This window comes from Musicola keenii (assembly GCF_014855505.1).
GTDB lineage: Bacteria > Pseudomonadota > Gammaproteobacteria > Enterobacterales > Enterobacteriaceae > Musicola > Musicola paradisiaca.
The window spans coordinates 1-18,285 of sequence record NZ_JAAWVW010000020.1; the positions used below are offsets into that span (position 1 = coordinate 1).

Here is an 18,285-nt window from a genome sequence, read left to right on the forward strand (position 1 = left end):
AGGGGCAGGGTTCAGACCACGTAAATCGATGTTGATATCTTTCATAACGTCCTCTTTTCTTTTGAGATATTTCTATTGCAAGGTACATTTCAAGTAACGAAAAACGTTTGCGGGAACGTTTGCGTATTTTTCTGATGAATGACCGGTAGCTGTCAAGAAAAGGGTAAAAATTTTGATGGGTAGTGTGATACGTATCGCCGCCTGACACTTCTTATGTCAAACCAAGCGTGCTGAATAAAAAATATGCGAATCACATCACGGTAATTTAAAGATTGAAATAAAATCCGAAAAAATCATCAAATTTTCAATAAAAATCATATAAATAAAAAAATGAACTTATCACGGCGATAAAAACGTTAAGCGGTTGAAACGTTATTCAAGGAGGGAAAATAGCTGTGGAAAATAATAGTTTCAGAACAATGAAGTTAAATAAAATGTATAGTTAAGCGAAAGCGTGCCCGCATACAGCCCAAAACCTGGTTCTGAAAAAGCAAAACGCTGGCACAAGGCCAGCGTTTTACATGTTGACGACAGCGAAAATAAATTACGCTTCAGCAACAACAACCACATTCAGCTGAGCAAACACATCGCTGTGCAGCTGGAAGCTCACTTCGTGATCGCCAACAGTGCGCAGAACACCGTTCGGCAGACGAACTTCGCTCTTGGCAACAGCAACGCCTGCAGCGGTTACGGCATCAGCGATATCGCGAGTACCGATGGAACCGAACAATTTGCCTTCGTCACCCGCTTTGGAAGCGATGGTCACAGAGCCCAGTTCAACCACTTTAGCAGCACGAGCTTCGGCAGCAGCCAGAACATCAGCCAGTTTAGCTTCCAGTTCAGCGCGGCGAGCTTCGAAATACTCTACGTTCTTCTTGGTGGCCGGAACAGCTTTGCCCTGCGGAACCAAGAAGTTACGAGCGTAACCTGCTTTTACGTTTACCTGGTCACCCAGGCTGCCCAGATTTGCTACTTTATCAAGCAGAATAACTTGCATTACCTTATCCTCTCAAAGTCTCGTTAATGGACGCAGCCGATTACTGATGACGATCAGTGTACGGCAGCAGGGACAGGTAGCGCGCGCGCTTGATAGCACGGGCCAGTTGACGCTGGTATTTTGCACGAGTACCGGTAATACGGCTCGGTACAATTTTACCACTTTCAGTGATGTAGTTTTTCAGCGTTGCGATGTCTTTATAGTCGATCTCTTGAACGCCTTCCGCGGTGAAACGGCAGAATTTGCGACGACGGAAATAACGTGCCATTTGGCTAGTCTCCAGAATCAATCAATTCAATCTGCTCGGCATGCAACACCAGCTTACTCAGACCATTGCGGCCTTGATGGCAGCTAATGAACCCCTGAACCCTGAGTTGCGTACCGACCGTTATACTGTGGGTAATCGCCTGTGACGGTTGTCCACTGACAATCACGGGCATTCGGCACCAGGCCTGCCGGTTTAATCCGGCTTCTTCCTGCACTGAGCGGTGCTCAAGCACAAACTGACAGTGAGGAATCCCCGAAGGACTGACTTTTCGAATGGGTGTCTTGCACACTGTGCCGGACAGTACCAGACGATTGGCCGTCACCATGACAATTACTCTTCAGAATCCCCAGCTTCAGCATCATCTCCGGCTTCAGCGTATTCATCACGACGCTCACGGCGTTCGTCTTTCGCTTTCACCATCGGAGACGCTTCAGTTACTGCGTGTTTAACGCGCATAACCATGCTGCGGATAACGGCATCGTTAAAGCGGAAGTTAGTTTCCAGCTCATCGATCACTTCCTGCGGCGCTTCGACGTTCAGCAGAACGTAGTGGGCTTTGTGCAGTTTGTTGATCGGGTAAGCCAGCTGACGACGGCCCCAGTCTTCCAGACGATGGATCTTGCCTTCAGCACCCGTGATAGCACCGGTGTAACGCTCGATCATCCCCGGAACCTGTTCGCTCTGGTCAGGATGAACCATAAAAACGATTTCGTAATGACGCATCGAATTGCTCCTTACGGATTATTCAGCCTCCTGTCAGGGTCAGCCGCGGCCCGTGGAGGCAAGGAACGTTTGTGTGAGCGGCTGAAAAAATGACGCGCAATTGTACTGAGCACCGTGAGGGAACACAAGCCGTATTTCTTACCCATCATCGCCGCGACCATTTCCACCGCCGCGATGATGGATAGCCGGCAGGTCAGAGCGATTTAAGGAAGAAGTTGGCGCTCGCCTGCAATGCGCCAGGCGTAATTTTGTGGCCGATGCCGTCTTCAGTCAGCCAAGTCAGTTGCCGCGCCCAGCCCCGTTCAACCAGCGCCTGGCGTAGACATTCGCTTTCGCGTGCGGGCACCACCTCATCCGCCAGCCCATGCCACAGCAGCAGCGGGCGATCCGACAAACGCTCCAGATGCAGCAACGCATCGCAGCCAGCCACTCGTTCCGCCAGCGCCGCCAGAATGGGCTCTGCGCCGGGCGTCGTGGCGACAACCGGGGGAAACAGCGTCCGACAAAGCGGTGTGAAATGCCCGGCCCCCATAAAGGACGCCACCGCACGCAGCCACGGATAGCGCGTCATCGCGGCCAGCGCCGTCATTGCGCCCATCGAAGCGCCGCATGCGCCGATACGCACGCCGTCAATCCAGCCGCGCTCGCGACAGGCATCGACGTACATCGGCAATTCATCAACAGAATGCAGCATGATGTCCCAGAAATAGCGCCAGCGATTCGCATCGTCGCCGTCAAAACGCGCGCCATGCATCAGCGCGTCGGGGGCGATGACACGGAAACCGGCTCTGGCCAGCGTATAGGGAAAATAGCAGTACGCTTCTTTTGACGAGGTAAAACCATGGAAAAAAAACACCGTAGGCAGCGGCCGTTGCTTGCCCCCAGCCGGAAATGCATGTAATACCTCCACGCCATGAATATGATCTACATCGATCTCTACCGACATCTTCTCCCCTTTTTCATACAAAACACTCTGCAGAGTGATATAAAAAACCTACACTCATTACGTGCAGGGTTCACACTAGGAACGGCAAATTCACAATGAAAAACCTTGCAATGATTTAAATCGGTTTTTTATTTAAAAAAACAAAGAAGAGTATAAAAGTTTGCGCTTTTCTACCGTTGTCTCCCACATACATCCCTCACAATACAGAGAACGACTATGCAGCTTACTTTTAGACGCTGGAGCCTTGGTGTCAAACTGTCGGTTATCGCCTCCCTTACCGTCGCGGTGCTCTTCATCACCTTTACGCTCAGCCTGACGCGCTCCGCCGGCGAGAAACTGGAATCATTGACGTTGAGCAATATGGAAAGCCAGGTTACAGGCATGAACGATATGATCAGCCTGTACGACGCGAGCCTGCAGTCCAGCGTCGATAGCTATACCCGCCTCTTCGCCAGTTTTATCCCTGCCACTTTTACGCTGGATAACCAAACTCGTCAGCCGACGGGCGGCACCTCCGTGCCCACGCTAAAAGCCGGCGACATCGTCCTGAATATGAATACCGCCATCGTTGACGACTTTCTTACCCGCACCGGCGCCATCTCCACGGTATTTGTACGCGACGGCGACGACTTTGTCCGCGTCACCACATCGCTGAAAAAAGAGGACGGAACCCGCGCCGTCGGTACCAAACTCGACAGGGAAAGCCCGGCCTACGCCCCCGTGACAGGCAACCGGGTTTACCGCGGTCTGGCGACGCTGTTCGGCAAACAGTACATCACCCAGTACCAACCGGTGTCTGATCATACCGGCAACGTCATCGCCATCCTGTTCGTGGGGGTGGATATCAGTAAAGAGTTCACCCAGATGCAGCAACGCATTCTGGAGAAGAAAATTGGCGAAAACGGTTATTTCTTCGCGCTGAACAACGCAGGCAAGACAGTGGGCACTTATCTGGTACACAGTAAATTGAGCGGCCAGAAGCCAAGTTGGTCCGGCGATACGCTGCAACAGGTGCTGAAAAACGAGCATGGAATTTTGGAGTATGACGACAATAACCTGCAAGGCGACGATAAAACGCAAATCATGGTCTATCGCTCTGTTCCGCAATGGAAATGGGTGCTGGTAGGGACGATCAGTAAAGCCAGTCTGATGGCCGACATCAACCGCACGCGCAACCTGTTTCTGGGTGGCGGTATCCTGTTGGTGGCGATTTTTGCGTTGTTCTTCGCCTTCCTCACCCGCCGTTGGGTCAGCCAGCCGCTGGACGAGGTGATCAAAGTGGCGGAACAATTCGCGGCGGGCAACCTGCAAGCCACGCTCACGACCCGCAATGAAGATGAGGTCGGACGATTGGTGGACGCCATCAACGGCATCGGCCACGGGTTGACGCAGATCGTCGCTCAAGTACGTCTCTCAGCGGAGGAGATCTCGTCCAGCACTGACGCGCTGGCACGGGATAGCGAAAATATCAGCGAGCAGATCTCCCGTCAGGCCAGCAGCGTCGAAGAAACGTCCGCCACCATGGAACAGATCTCTTCGACGGTGAAACAGAATGCGGACAATGTCTCGCTGGTCAGAAAGTTGGCGGTGGAAAGCGCCGATGCGGCCCAAAACGGCAGCAAAACAGTTTCCGAATCGGTGGCGACGATGGGCGAAATCAAATCTTCGTCGCAGCGTATCGCCGACATCACGACCACCATCCAGTCAATCGCCTTCCAGACCAACATTCTGGCGCTCAACGCGGCGGTGGAAGCCGCGCGGGCCGGCGAGCAAGGCAAAGGGTTCGCCGTGGTGGCAGGCGAGGTTCGCTCCCTAGCCCAGCGCAGCGCCTCCGCAGTCAGAGAAATCGAAGCGCTGATTTCCGAATCGTTGGATCGCATCGATGCGGGCTATCGCATTTCGGCAACGACGCAAACAGCGATGGAGGATTTACGCAACCGTATCCAGCAGGTCAGCACCATCATCAACGACATCGATATCGCCTCCCGGGAGCAAACATTGGGGATAGACCAAATCAACCTGGCGATTAACCAAATCGGTCAGGCCACGCATGAGAATGCGGCGTTGGTTCAAAACTCGGACAACACGGCGCAAGGGCTGAGGGAAAAGGGATCGAATCTGAGCAATTTGGTCAGCGTATTCCGCATCAACGAGCGACAAACGCGCTTCTGATCTACCGGCGTCCGTTTTCCCGGCGGACGCCACGCCACATTTCTAGCGAACCGCGATATTCCCGATACCCCGACGGTTTGCCACCGGCTACACTACGCCATGAACCCACGGCGGAGCATATTGACCATGCTGAAGCGCGCACTTATCGTTTTTTCCCTATTGCTAAGCGGTTGTAGTTTACTGGCCGGACATCCGTACCCACCGCCGCCGCCAGGCGACCATGCGATAGAAGTTACACGCGAACAGAGCTACTTACTGGAAAAAACCGGCTCATTGTCCGTCACCGTCGATGGCAATATAGACGCGGTCGGGCGGGAGATTCAGCGTCAGGCGGACGCGCGCGGTGAGCAGTATTATCGCATCGTCAGCCAAACGGAAGGGGAACGGGTAAGACGTGGCGTTTGGCATGCTTATGCCGTATTTTATCGTGCAACGCCCGCATCGCTCCGGCGCTGATGCCGCCGGTCATCTCAGGATTTGTGTTGATTAAGAACCCGTGAAGAGACACGCCATGAAAAAAACATTGAGTATCACAACGTTGTTATTGCTGGTAGCCGGCTATATCGGCACCGCGTCGGCGGCTTCGCTGCCCTGTCGCAGCCCGGAATGGAACGTCTGGGTGGAATCCCAACTCAGCATTCGGTCCACCTACCCCAACCTTGAAATCGGGTCGACCAGTTGGCAGCAGGCGGTTGAAGGCAAGCTCAAAGCCAAAGGTTGGCCGGCCAGAAATTCCGTTCTCTGGTGCGCCGTCGTCGAAAAAGCACTGTCGTCGAAATCCAGCTAAGCGCGCCGCCTGCCGTCCCCCGGTGAAGCCCACAGGCTTCACCCTCTTTTTCCCGCTGTCCGCCATGCCAGCCGCGCCGCCGATAGCGGTTTAGCGCACCGCCGCAGGAACCAACAATCGCCGAACCAACAACCTGCCGCCATCCCCACGCCGGGTGATCCGAACTGCATGATGCAGCGGATGCTGCCGACGCAGATCACCCGTGAAATGACGCCGGTTTGCGAAGGCGACGGCGCCATCATCCCAAACGCTGGCGCACCGCTTCAAACAGGCAGACGCCGGTGGCGACCGACACATTCAGCGACGACACGCTGCCGGCCATCGGGATGCTGATCAGCTCGTCGCAATGCTCCCGCGTCAGACGGCGCATACCTTCGCCTTCCGCCCCCATCACCAGCGCCAGAGGGCCGGTCAACTTACTCTGATAGAGCGTATGATCGGCCTCGCCCGCGGTGCCCACAATCCACACGTTTCGCTCCTGCAAAAAACGCAGTGTACGGGCCAGATTAGTCACCCGAATCAGCGGCACGCTTTCCGCCGCGCCGCAGGCCACTTTCTTTGCCGTGGCATTCAGCTGTGCGGAACGATCGCGCGGCACGATGACGGCATGCACGCCCGCCGCATCGGCGCTACGCAGGCAAGCGCCCAGGTTGTGCGGATCCGTCACACCGTCCAGCACCAGCAGGAACGGCGTATCCAGTGTTTCCAACAGCGCCGGCAAATCATTTTCCTGATACTGACGCCCCTCGCGCACCCGGGCGATAATCCCCTGGTGCACGGCGCCTTCCGCTTTTTCATCCAACCACTGGCGATTCGCCACCTTGACGGCGATGCCGGTCGCTTCCAGCTCCGCAATCAGCGGCAGCAAACGACGATCCTCACGCCCTTTCAGGGTAAAGACTTCCAGAAAACGTTGCGGATCGCGCTCCAGCAGCGCTTTGACCGCGTGAATACCGTAAATAATTTCGCTCATTGATACTCTTTAACACTGATGACGCAGGCGGACGGCGCTCTGGCCGGCCCCTGCGATAATGATAAACCCGGATGTCCCAACGCCGAGGGTGCAGACGCCGGAAGGTGGCATAGCCGGGAACAACTTACTCTCCTGCCGCCGTTTTTTTCTTACCAGCCCGCTTGGCGCGCGTTGCCGCAGCGATTTTACGGGTTTTCTCTGCATTTTTTTTCGTGCGCGACGCTTTCTTCTTGCCTCCCGGCTTAGCCTCGGCGTTTTTTTTACGCTTGCCTGCTCCTTCGGCGCGAAACGCACTGTCCGGCTCGAAATTCACGCGCTTGCCGGCCTGGCGGCGTGCGGGCTTTCTCTCGACGGCAGCGCCTTTCTTCGCCCGATCGCGTTCGGTTTTACCTTCCCCGCGCACCCGACGGGTGGTCGATACCAGCGTGAAATCGATATTGCGTTCATCCATATGTACTGCATCGACGCGGATTTGCACCTCGTCGCCCAGCCGATACGTCTGGCCGCGAGACTCGCCGATCAAGCGCTGGCCGACATTATCATAACGATAGTAGTCGTTATCCAGTGTGGAAACGTGAACCAAACCATCGATGAACAGATCGTTTAACCGCACAAAGAACCCAAAGCCGGTCACGCTGGAAATAATCCCGGTAAAGACTTCCCCGACATGATCCTGCATAAAGTCGCACTTCAGCCAATCCGCCACATCGCGAGTGGCTTCATCCGCCCGACGTTCGGTCATGGAACAGTGCTGCCCCAATTGCAGCATTTCAGTGAAATCGCTGTGCCAGCCGCCACTTGGCGTCCACCGCTCCTGCCGATTGCCGAGCAAATATTTAATGGCGCGATGCAACGAGAGATCGGGATAACGGCGAATCGGCGAGGTGAAATGCGCATAGGAGGTCAACGCCAACCCGAAATGGCCGCGATTTTCCGGGTCGTAGATCGCCTGTTTCATAGAGCGCAGCATCATGGTCTGCAGCATCTCGTGATCGGGACGCTCCGCCACCTCGTCCATCAGCTCGGCGTAATCCTTCGGCTGCGGCTTCATACCGCCTTTCAGCGTCAACCCCAGTTCCGCCAGCACGCTGCGCAACGCCAAAACATGATCCTCGCTGGGACGATCGTGCACCCGAAACAACGCAGGCTCGCTGTTCTTCTCCACGAACCTGGCCGCCGCGATATTCGCCAGAATCATGCACTCTTCAATCAGCTTGTGGGCGTCGTTGCGCACCGCCGCTTCCACCCGCTCGATACGGCGCTCAGCGTTGAAAATGAATTTGGCTTCTTCGGTTTCGAAGGCGATGCCGCCGCGCTCTTCACGGGCATGATCCAGCACCTTGTACATCCGGTGTAGCTCCTCCAGCGGTTCCACCAACGCCTGATATTGCCCGCGCAGCTCCTCGTCGCCCTGCAGAATGTGCCACACTTTGGTATACGTCAGCCGGGCGTGGGAGCTCATCACCGCTTCATAGAATTTGAAACCGGAGAGTTTCCCCTGCATGGACACCGTCATTTCGCACACCATACACAGGCGATCGACCTGTGGGTTAAGCGAACACAGCCCGTTAGACAGCACTTCCGGCAGCATCGGCACTACCTGAGAGGGGAAATAGACCGAGGTGCCGCGTGCCCGCGCTTCGTGATCCAACGCGGTGCCGGGCCGAACATAGTAGCTGACGTCGGCGATCGCCACCCAAAGCCGCCAGCCCCCGCCGCGTTTTTTCTCGCAATAGACCGCGTCGTCAAAATCGCGCGCATCTTCGCCGTCGATAGTCACCAGCGGCAGTGTGCGCAAATCCACACGCCCTTTTTTGGCGCTTTCCGGCACCTCTTCCGTCAAATCAGCCACCTGATTTTGCACCTGCTGCGACCAGGTATGCGGAATTTCATGGGTACGCAGCGCGATATCCACCGCCAAGCCGGTGCCCATATTGTCGCCCAGCACTTCCACAATTTTGCCGATGGCCTTGGTGCGACGGTTAGCCCGTTGGATCAGCTCAACCACCACCACGGAACCCATGCGCGCGCCGCAGATAGACTCCGGCGGGATCAAAATATCGAAACTGAGCCGACTATCGTCCGGCACCACGAAACCGGACCCGGCTTCCGTGAAATAACGCCCGACGATCTGGCTGGTGCGCGGTTCCAATACCCGCACGATGCGCGCTTCACGTCGGCCACGACGATCCTCGCCTAACGGTTGCGCCAGCACCACGTCGCCATGGATTGCCAGCTTCATCTGATCCGCCGACAGGTAGAGGTCATCCTTACGGCCATCCACTCGCAGGAACCCGTAACCATCGCGATGACCGATCACCGCGCCGCGCACCAGATCCAATTTTTCCGGCAGCGCATAACATTGGCGACGGGTAAAGACCAGTTGTCCGTCACGCTCCATCGCCCGCAAACGGCGACGCAACGCTTCCAGTTGTTCATCAGAGGAGAGTGCCAAATCAGTGGCCAGCTCATCGCGGCTGATGGGTGTATCCCTTTTTCTCAGGTGTTCCAGAATAAATTCGCGGCTGGGGATGGGAGATTCATATTTTTCTGCTTCGCGTTCCAGGAATGGATCTTGTGACATAGCGGTTCCTCCGTTGTCATCGGCAGCGATGGCTGAATAACCGTCATTCAACCAAAAGTAATTGATAAAGCGGCGGATTTTCTTTAACCATATCGGCCAGCGTGTAGTTGTCCAGTTCCTGCAGGAATTGCTCCACCGCCTGACGTAGCACCTGCTTCAAACGACAGGCGGAGGTGATATGGCAAAATTCATGATTACAGTTGACCAGCGCCAGCGGTTCCAGCTCGCGCACCACGTCGCCAATACGAATCGTGGCCGGATCCCGCCCCAGACGAATACCACCATTTTTGCCGCGTACTGCCATCACCAGGCCGGCCCGGCTCAGTTGATTGATGATTTTCACCATATGATTGCGCGACACGCCGTACACTTCCGTCACTTCCGTGATGCTGGTCATCTTTCCGTCCGGCAGCGACGCCATATAAATCAGCGCCCGCAAACCATAATCCGTAAAGCTTGTTAACTGCACATGAACCTCTGAGTTGATTGCCGGGTCTCGCCCGGGTGGGGCCATCGCCCGTGACGAAAGAGACAGGCAACGGTAAATACCGCATCGCACCAGCCTGACCGCCGGCCACACCTGGCGCCGCCGCTGCGGGCGTATTGTTCTGTGTTGATGATAAACCAGCGCTAAAGCGGGGATCTAATTTATTTCATTTAGAGGCGATATCATCTGCTTAACAAAGCGGAATTGCTGAAAAACAAACACCTTTTCTTGCTTATGGATAAGAGAAATATGCTATTCACATCACAGTCCCATCTGTTACTTTTTCTAAAAAAAAGCATCCATCCGTTCGGCGCATCATGCGAAAGCACATGATGTATTCAGTATCGACATCTGCAGGAAGCGGGGCGACACGGCCATACGGTAGAGGCGCTATAACCGGGCAATTATCTTCTTTGACACACAGGATACAGGAACCATGCGTTTGAAAAATCTCTCAATTCGTACAGGTCTGCTGACTCTGCTGGCGGTTGTTACGCTGCTGCTTTTGCTGGTCAGTGGTGCAGGGATTCAGGCTATCAACAAAAGTCGGCAATCCCTGCTGGCGCTAAACCAGATTCAGGGCGAGCAGCTTGGCGGCATGATGAATGGTTATAACCTCACGCTGCGCGCCAGGGCTTCCGCCACCCTGGCCGTCAGGAAAATCGAAATCGGCCTGTTGGATGTCGGCGCCAAAGAAACCGACAAACTGGCACAATTCGTTCAACAATCGACCAAAGATATTCAGCAATTCGCCAGCATCACGCCCAGCAATCCACAGGAGCAACAGCTCGTGGAGCAAGTACAGAAAAGCTACCAGGCTTATCTGGCTCAGGGGCTAAAACCAATGACGGAAGCGCTGAAAAAACAGTACACCGACGAATACTACACCCTGCTTGAAAACAACCTGACCCCGCTCAGCGATGCTTTCGACAAATCCATCCAGAATTTCCGCACTTACTCGCAACAGCTCTCCGCCGAACGTATTGCGGAAGCCAGCCGTAGCGAACGTATGATGCTGACGCTGATCGCCATCGCTTGCTTGCTGTCGCTGCTGCTGGTGGCGCTGGCCTGGGGTGCGTTGCGCCATATGCTGCTCAAACCGCTGGAAAAAGCTATCCAACAGTTGGAGCGGGTCGCTTCCGGCGATTTGACGCATCACATCGCCACAGACGGCAATAATGAACTGGGCCGCTTGAACGACGCGATTAGCCGCATGCAGGTCGCGCTGTTGGATTCCGTCGGGCAGGTGCGCGACGCCAGCAATCAGATCGACCAGGGCAGCCGGGAGCTGTTTGCCGGCAACCAACATCTGGCCGGCCGTACCGAAGAATCGGTTTCAGCGCTGGAGCAGACCGCCGCCAGTCTGGAAGAGCTGAGCACCACGGTCAAACGCAATACCGACAACGCCGAGCTGGCGCATCAATTGACCAATAAGGTGTCTGATACTACCGATCGCGGCAATGAGTCCGTCTGCTACGTGGTGGAAAAAATGCAGGAAATCGCCAACAGCGCCAAGCGCATCAGCGATATCCTCGGCGTCATCGACGGCATCGCGTTCCAGACTAACATCCTGGCGTTGAATGCGGCGGTGGAAGCCGCACGGGCCGGCGAACAAGGTAAAGGGTTTGCGGTCGTGGCCGGAGAGGTTCGCAACCTTGCGCAGCACAGCGCGCAGGCCGCCAAAGAGATTCGCACATTGATTCTTGACTCTCAGACCCGTGTCACCGAAGGGCTGGATTTGGCTTCTCGCGCCGGCGCTACCATGGACGAAGTGGCGACCGAAATCAGCCATATCACTACCTTGATGCAGGAAATTTTTTCGGCGTCGCAAGAGCAGCATCGCGGCATAGAACAGGTAAACCTCGCCTTCACGCAAATCGACAAAGCCGTACAACAAAACGCATCGCTGGTCAGAGAATCCGCCAATACCACGCAATCGTTAGAAGAACAGTCGCGCCAGTTGGTACAGGCGATGTCGATGTTCCGCATCGAACGTGATACCCCCTTGCTGCAACAGACGCACTAACAGACGTCGGTCGTTTTCGGCAGCGGCCTCAGTAGGCCGCTGTTTTTTATCCGGGACATCATGGCCGAGTTTCTACGTTCGTCAATTCCGTAAATCAAAGAAACGATTCCTGGCTCTCCGCCAGCCGATATCCCCTTACACGTCCAACGACGGAAAATATGCCGGATATTTTCCCCCATCACGCCTTAGAACCTATCCCACAGTCTCTTATTACTCATGGTCATACCCCAACCCAGAATGGATAGCGCTTGACAATAATGGCAAACAAGCGCATTTATTTTAATAACCATAATTAAATTGTGGTTATTAAAATAATAATTAATAAAGCAATTATTTAATAAGTAGTCAATCGTCGACAGGAAAGAGATGGGGTCAATACTATGAACCAGGCAAGTACAGTGCCGCCGACTATTTGGAAAACATTTAACGAAGGCAAATTGTCATCAAAAGTGTTGCTTTTTGGCGTGATGATTAATCGGTTATCAGGTTTTCTGCAAATATTCATTGTTATCTTTCTCATGGCTCATGGATATACCCATGAGCAAACCATCACCGCGCTGGCATTTTACGGCGGCGGCGCCATTATCGGCGCATTGGCGGGCGGATATCTGAGCGAAAAACTGGGAATTCGCGTGGCTGTCACCATCAGCATGAGCGCGACGGCTATTCTGACCGCATCGTTACTGTATATTTCCACTTTCTGGTTGTTATTATTTTTTGTCACATTATCAAGTCTGAGTGCTCAGTTATTCAGGCCGGCATCCGCAACATTATTATCCCGTCAAACACCGCCGGAACAGCAGACCATGATTTTCGCCATTTATCGTCTTGGCATTAATCTGGGCACAACGTTCGCGCCTGCATTGGGGTATTTTATTTATCATCTCAGCAATAATAGTTTTATTTATCTTTTTTGGATTGAAGCCGTCATCGCCGGGTTATATGCCCTACTGGCATTTCTGACGCTTCCCGACAACCGTCAGAGCGAGCACGAAAAAGAAACAACGGATAACCAGCCGGGAAACGGCTACAAGGAAATACTTAAAGACCGCCGTTTTATGTTCTATTTATTCGCAACGCTGTGTCATGCCATCGTTTATGTCCAATACACATCCACATTGCCGCTCTTTATCGAAGACGTACACTACCCTATTTACTGGTATACATTGGCTATCTCATTAAACAGCATCATTGTTATTTCATTCGAACTATTACTCACCAAATATACGCAGCAGTATGCGCAACATATCGTCATCGCCGTAGGGTTTATTCTGGTGGGGCTTGGCGTGGCCTGTTATGCCTTACCCATCGGCCCGATGGCCATCATTATCGGTACCGTCATCTGGTCTATCGGAGAAATTATCTGCGGCCCCGCCTTCAGCGCCTGGCCTGCCAATGCCGGGCCAGACCGGTTGAAAGCCCATTATCTTGGGAGCTGTCATTTTATGTTCAACGCAGGCGGCGTTATCGGCCCGCTGGTGGGCGGTTGGCTTTATCTCCAGATGGGAATGTTGATCTGGCCGATAATTTCTTTCGCTTCCGTCATCGCGGCCGTTACCTGCTGGCAGTGTTGTTCGCCCAGAGCACCGCGGCAGACAACCGCCAGCGCCGTAGAATAGACAAACCTTTGCCGGCGTTTTTCGCCAGCCGGACAACATAGGAAAATCAGCGCCTGTAAGCACGATGCACAGGCGCCAGGCTGCGGTGTGCCGACATAATCTCAGCCCCCCACGGCCCGTCACCACAGAGACACAATAATACCGGTCAAACAATCACTGTATTCGCTCGCCCGTTTTTCGGACTTTGTTATAACAGGCTAAAACATGAAAAGGAGGATATATATTTTCTCAATGCATCCGAATAAAAATCGCAAACATGACTTTATTTAACCACAAGGAAAATACCATGAAAGCAAATGCACTTTCTTTATTAAAAGACACAGACAATAAACAACTGTCCACCCATTACAACACCGGTAATCCCGGCAATCTTTCCACGACGATTGGCGGTACTATCGGCGGTACAATTGGTGGAACGATTGGCGGTACTATCGGTGGAACAATTGGTGGAACCATCGGCGGTACTATCGGTGGAACGATTGGTGGAACCATCGGCGGCACCATAATGTAATGACGCAAGGCAAGACAGCGGTCAATGAATGGCCGCTGTCTATCCCCTATTCCCTTCAACAATAAGCCTCGAAGGGAGACACTATTTCAATGTGGAGCCAAATATGAATAGCCGCCAGGCAACGGTAGAGAAAAAAAATGGGGAGACACTCTCGCCATCACAATATCTTTCTATCCAGCCACATCAGGATTCTTACGTCGTTTATAACAAATTGCTGGGAAACTTTGCGGTATTATCAAAACAGGCTTATGACTACCTGTGCCGTAATAACATCGACAATAATGGAAACACGCCATTAATCCAGAAATTGAAAGAAAGATTCTTTCTCTTACCTGACAATATCGACGAAAGAGATATTATCAATAATGAAATCAGGTATCGAAAAGAACACCTCGATAGTGGATACCTGGTAAACGGTTTGCAACTGGTACTGACGAATGACTGTAACTTCAAATGTACCTATTGTTTCGCCAATGAAAGAAATAATGACCAGGCATCATCTTGTGCTCAAAAGCCTCAACGCATGACCAGGGAAATTGCCTTTCTCGCCGTCGAAAATATTATTTCAGTAATCAAACGGAACCATAATACACATCTAACCATTGAGTTTTTTGGCGGAGAACCATTGCTGAACTGGGACATTATTGAAGCCGTGTTAGATAAATATCGCTCCGGCGAGGATTGGGGCGTCAATATTCACTATATGATCACCACCAATGGTTCACTGATCAGCGAAAAAATCGCAAAAACGCTGAAAGCGTACGGTGTACACACAGTGCTCAGTTACGATACGCCGGGAAATCACCATCGTCTGACGACAAAAAATACACCGGCAGAGGAATTAATCCTGCGAGGCCTAAGCCATCTCAAAAAACACAACAATTCGGTCAGCATCAATTCGGTTATTTCCCATACCAATATTGACCAGTTCGATGCGGATGCCCTGCTTAAATTTGCTGCCCATTATCACATTGGAACATTGGCGCTTATTCTGGACCTGTCGAGCTACCCCTATGACGACGCCGTCATCATGAAACGCATTACCGACGCGATCCTTTATACCTGCGTACAGGCAAGACAATACGCCATTAATATTACCGGCTACTGGCACCAAATTTTTGAACAGATAACCGACATTCGTCCCATCAATCTCACCAAGGGTTATAAAACCTGTCCGGCGGAAGGATGCAAAATCAGTGTAGAACCCGACGGTGCCATTTCGAATTGCAAATGCGTCGATACCAAAATAGGCACCATCAACGATCTGGATGCGGTGTTTAAATCAGAGCGCTACCAGCTCTACGCCATGAAGGCTTATATCACCACGCCGTTCTGTGAAGGGTGCGAAATAGAGGGATTCTGTTCAGGGTTGTGCATGGGCACGCTCGATCTGGAGTTCAACAATATTTCCGCCGTCATTCCGACCACATGCCAGTTATATCGTGGCCTGACACGACAGCTTTTAGCTGAACACCTGACCCATTATCGGGAAGAAGATTATCTCCACATCTGAACAGGAAAAGGATGGTCTCATGAGTGAGTCATGGATATTGGATAACGAAAACCTCAGAACGCTAAAACATAAATCCGGCTACCTTGTTTATCATCGGCAGAAAGGCGGGCTTTGTCTGCTGAATGACAACGCGCTCCACTACCTGCAGGAATACCGGCAGGAAAAAAGCCCTCCCCACGACGAAACGCCCAACACAGCCAACCGAAACGCACTGTTTTACGAATTCTTCAAGCGTTCCTTTGTCACTTTAGCCAATGCACCGGCAGCCCCCTGTAGCCAGACATCGGCTGACATGGCTAAAAACGATCAATTAGAAAACAATCAATTAGAAAAAAATCACGTAAAAATCGTTCAGTTGGTGATGACTAACGACTGCAACTTCAGTTGCAGCTACTGTTTCGAAAACCGGCGAGATCCGCAGAACGAACGTCCGGCAAACCATCAGGACACAGTGCACATACTGCGCAACGATGAGTATCATGAAAAAAGAAACCGCGTAATGACACCGCAGGATGCCGTCCATTACATCAAAACCACTATCGATTTTCTGAAAAGCGAACGCCAGCCCGTGCTGATGATCCAGTTCTTCGGCGGCGAGCCGCTGGTTAACTGGAAAGCGATCGACGCCGTACTGACCACCTTCGGCAACGGTCAGGAATGGGGGATCCCCATTTATTATTCCATCGTGACCAACGGCTCGCTGGTGAACCCGCAGATTGCCGCCCGGCTAGCGCAGTATCAGGTTGCCGTCTGCGTCAGCTTCGACTCGCCGACCAGCACCGACCGGGTGTTTAAAAACGGAAAAAACGCCAGAGATAAAATCGTCGCGGGGATACAACTACTGGTGCAGCATCGCAATCGGATTGCCATTAATGCCACACTGTCGGACAGCAACTGGGACGACCTGAATGAAGACATGGTGGCCTTCATCGCTGGCCTTGGGATCCACGAAATCGGCGTAGTGCTGGAGCTGGATCCGGATTTTTATGTGCGCCATAGCGCGGAACAGATTACGGAACAGCTGTGGCGTCTCATCGAGGCGGGGAAAAAGCACCAGGTCGTCATTACCGGGTACTGGCACCAAATCAGCCAACTGATGGTGCAGATCAATAATGTCGCGCAACGCGGATTTAAAATGTGTTCGGCCAAAGGCGCGCAGTTCAGCATCGAACCCAACGGTTCCATCTATTCCTGCAAAGGCGCATCGGGGTATTTCGGAAAAATCAGCGACGGGTTGTCCAGCGTCATCCGCAGTGAGAATTACCGCAAGCACGCCGCACTCGGATTAAACAATCCAGCACCTTGTCGAGGCTGTGACATCGAACATTTCTGTTCCGGCATCTGCCTAGGCACGCTGGAGAAGAAATACCACGATATCGACAGCGTCGAACCCGACGCTTGCGGCGTGTATCGGGGCATCACGCAACGCATTTTGTCCCATTACGACGCACAGGACATTCCCTGCTTCTATCTGTAGCGCGTACCGGTACCAGAGGGCGCCGCATCGCCCTCCACCGCGATAACGCCCGACGTCAAGCCAGGCTGTAGCACTACCGAAATGGAACACAGTCCGGAGTATAAAATGCGATGCCGGTCGACCGCCGCAGAGGTTTAGCGAATGGCCGCCGGTTGCCATTATTCGGGGAACACCGTCAATCAAGGATATTCAGGATGCATACCACTCAGGAAAACCCGATCGCAGGCCACCTGCTGGCGCTCTTTTCGGTCATCGTCTGGGGCTGGACGTTTATCTCCACCCGGATTCTGCTTGATGGGCTGGATCCCTATCAAATTCTGCTTTACCGCTGCCTGATCGCCTGGCTGGTGCTGTCGCTGTTGCGTTTTCCCCACGCCCGTTCAGCGCTGAATCTGCGACACGAAGGGCTCTACTTCCTCGCCAGCCTGTGCGGCGTCTCGCTCTATTTCGTCTGTGAAAACATCGCCCTCACCAAAACCTACGCCAGCAACGCCGCGCTGATCGTCACCGTTTCCCCGCTGCTCTCGGTGCTGTTCAATGCACTGATTTTCCGGCAACAACGGCTGTCGCTCGTCACCCTGTCGGGACTCGTACTGTCGTTTGCCGGCGTGGCGCTGGTCATCACCAACGGCGCGCTGAACATTCACCTCAGTCCGGCGGGAGATGCGCTGGCTCTGCTGGCCGCCTTGTCTTGGGCATTCTTCCCGCTGGTACTGAAACGGATCGACGACGGCGCCCATCCGGTAGTAAAAACCCGCAAAATCTTTCGCTACAGCATCCTTACCGTGGCGCTGTTCATGTGGTCTCGGGACATGCCGCTGCTCAACCCGCACGTCTTCGCCGCCGTCAATCTGTGCAACCTGCTGTTCCTCGGCGTCATCGCCTCGGCGCTCTGCTATCTGTCATGGGATCGCGCGGTGGTATACCTCGGCGTGCGCAAAACCATGGCCTACATGTATCTGGTGCCGTTCGTCACGGTACTGTCCGGCCATGTGTTGCTGCGGGAAACCATCACGCCGCTGATGTTGGGCGGCGGACTGCTGATCCTCTCCGGGCTCTACCTCAACAATCGCCAGCAGGCAGGGGAATCTTCCGCCGGATGACGAACCGGCGTCAGTTCCCCCGATGCGCATCGTCTTGCGCGTTTATCGTCCTCGTCGGGTATGCCTGATAGCGGAAGATCATTTCGGTGCATTGCACAG

General features: G+C 53.4%; 17 protein-coding genes. 9 read left to right on the plus strand and 8 right to left on the minus strand.

The genetic code is table 11. The features are described from left to right. Positions 1-544: 544 nt before the first annotated feature. The 5 genes from rplI to yjfP all read right to left on the minus strand — a co-directional run bounded on the left by rplI (position 545) and on the right by yjfP (position 2,934). The gene (gene rplI, locus HEP82_RS16745) at positions 545-997 is read right to left on the minus strand and encodes a 50S ribosomal protein L9 (RefSeq protein WP_012764426.1); all 453 of its coding nucleotides are present in this window, start codon (positions 995-997) and stop codon (positions 545-547) included. 40 nt (positions 998-1,037) lie between these two features. Continuing rightward, entirely contained in the window at positions 1,038-1,265 is a 228-nt protein-coding gene (rpsR, locus tag HEP82_RS16750) for a 30S ribosomal protein S18 (RefSeq protein ID WP_000135199.1), read from the minus strand. A gap of 4 nt (positions 1,266-1,269) precedes the next feature. Then, entirely contained in the window at positions 1,270-1,590 is a 321-nt protein-coding gene (gene priB / locus HEP82_RS16755; protein WP_192459127.1) for a primosomal replication protein N, read from the minus strand. Positions 1,591-1,595: 5 nt separating this feature from the next. Beyond that, complete coding sequence (rpsF, locus tag HEP82_RS16760; RefSeq protein ID WP_012764424.1) at positions 1,596-1,988, minus strand: 30S ribosomal protein S6; 393 nt, start codon at positions 1,986-1,988, stop codon at positions 1,596-1,598. A gap of 193 nt (positions 1,989-2,181) precedes the next feature. Further along, positions 2,182-2,934 carry an esterase gene (gene yjfP / locus HEP82_RS16765; protein ID WP_192459128.1) on the minus strand — a complete coding sequence of 251 codons (753 nt, stop codon included), beginning with the start codon at positions 2,932-2,934 and terminating at the stop codon, positions 2,182-2,184. Between the two features lie 216 nt (positions 2,935-3,150). On the opposite strand from yjfP, the gene HEP82_RS16770 reads away from it, so the two are divergent. The 3 genes from HEP82_RS16770 (at position 3,151) to HEP82_RS16780 (ending at position 5,893) form a co-directional block, all read left to right on the plus strand. Continuing rightward, a complete protein-coding gene (locus HEP82_RS16770; RefSeq protein ID WP_192459129.1) occupies positions 3,151-5,106 on the plus strand; it encodes a methyl-accepting chemotaxis protein in 1,956 nt (651 codons plus the stop codon). 126 nt (positions 5,107-5,232) lie between these two features. Then, positions 5,233-5,562, plus strand: coding sequence for a biofilm peroxide resistance protein BsmA (gene bsmA / locus HEP82_RS16775; protein ID WP_192459130.1), 330 nt, complete (start codon positions 5,233-5,235; stop codon positions 5,560-5,562). A gap of 55 nt (positions 5,563-5,617) precedes the next feature. After that, on the plus strand, positions 5,618-5,893 hold the full coding sequence (locus HEP82_RS16780; protein WP_192459131.1) for a hypothetical protein: 276 nt from the start codon (positions 5,618-5,620) through the stop codon (positions 5,891-5,893). 238 nt (positions 5,894-6,131) lie between these two features. Here the strand turns inward: HEP82_RS16780 and rlmB are convergent, their stop codons facing one another. The 3 genes from rlmB to nsrR all read right to left on the minus strand — a co-directional run bounded on the left by rlmB (position 6,132) and on the right by nsrR (position 9,919). Continuing rightward, positions 6,132-6,866 (minus strand): 23S rRNA (guanosine(2251)-2'-O)-methyltransferase RlmB, encoded by a 735-nt coding sequence (gene rlmB, locus HEP82_RS16785; RefSeq protein WP_192459132.1) that lies wholly within the window; start codon positions 6,864-6,866, stop codon positions 6,132-6,134. A gap of 124 nt (positions 6,867-6,990) precedes the next feature. Beyond that, the gene (gene rnr, locus HEP82_RS16790) at positions 6,991-9,450 is read right to left on the minus strand and encodes a ribonuclease R (protein ID WP_192459133.1); all 2,460 of its coding nucleotides are present in this window, start codon (positions 9,448-9,450) and stop codon (positions 6,991-6,993) included. A 43-nt stretch (positions 9,451-9,493) separates the two neighbouring features. Next, positions 9,494-9,919 carry a nitric oxide-sensing transcriptional repressor NsrR gene (nsrR, locus tag HEP82_RS16795; RefSeq protein WP_012764417.1) on the minus strand — a complete coding sequence of 142 codons (426 nt, stop codon included), beginning with the start codon at positions 9,917-9,919 and terminating at the stop codon, positions 9,494-9,496. A 454-nt stretch (positions 9,920-10,373) separates the two neighbouring features. Here nsrR and HEP82_RS16800 point away from each other — a divergent pair, with 454 nt between their 5' ends. From HEP82_RS16800 to HEP82_RS16825, 6 genes are all read left to right on the plus strand, one after another. Further along, entirely contained in the window at positions 10,374-11,963 is a 1,590-nt protein-coding gene (locus HEP82_RS16800) for a methyl-accepting chemotaxis protein (protein WP_192459134.1), read from the plus strand. 380 nt (positions 11,964-12,343) lie between these two features. Then, positions 12,344-13,582: an MFS transporter gene (locus HEP82_RS16805; protein ID WP_192459135.1), complete on the plus strand. Its 1,239-nt coding sequence runs from the start codon at positions 12,344-12,346 to the stop codon at positions 13,580-13,582. A 286-nt stretch (positions 13,583-13,868) separates the two neighbouring features. Continuing rightward, positions 13,869-14,093 (plus strand): hypothetical protein, encoded by a 225-nt coding sequence (locus tag HEP82_RS16810; RefSeq protein WP_192459136.1) that lies wholly within the window; start codon positions 13,869-13,871, stop codon positions 14,091-14,093. 103 nt (positions 14,094-14,196) lie between these two features. Next, complete coding sequence (locus HEP82_RS16815; RefSeq protein ID WP_192459137.1) at positions 14,197-15,606, plus strand: radical SAM/SPASM domain-containing protein; 1,410 nt, start codon at positions 14,197-14,199, stop codon at positions 15,604-15,606. A gap of 19 nt (positions 15,607-15,625) precedes the next feature. Beyond that, entirely contained in the window at positions 15,626-17,083 is a 1,458-nt protein-coding gene (locus HEP82_RS16820; RefSeq protein ID WP_192459138.1) for a radical SAM/SPASM domain-containing protein, read from the plus strand. A gap of 194 nt (positions 17,084-17,277) precedes the next feature. Further along, entirely contained in the window at positions 17,278-18,186 is a 909-nt protein-coding gene (locus HEP82_RS16825) for a DMT family transporter (RefSeq protein WP_192459139.1), read from the plus strand. The last annotated feature ends 99 nt before the right edge of the window (positions 18,187-18,285 follow it).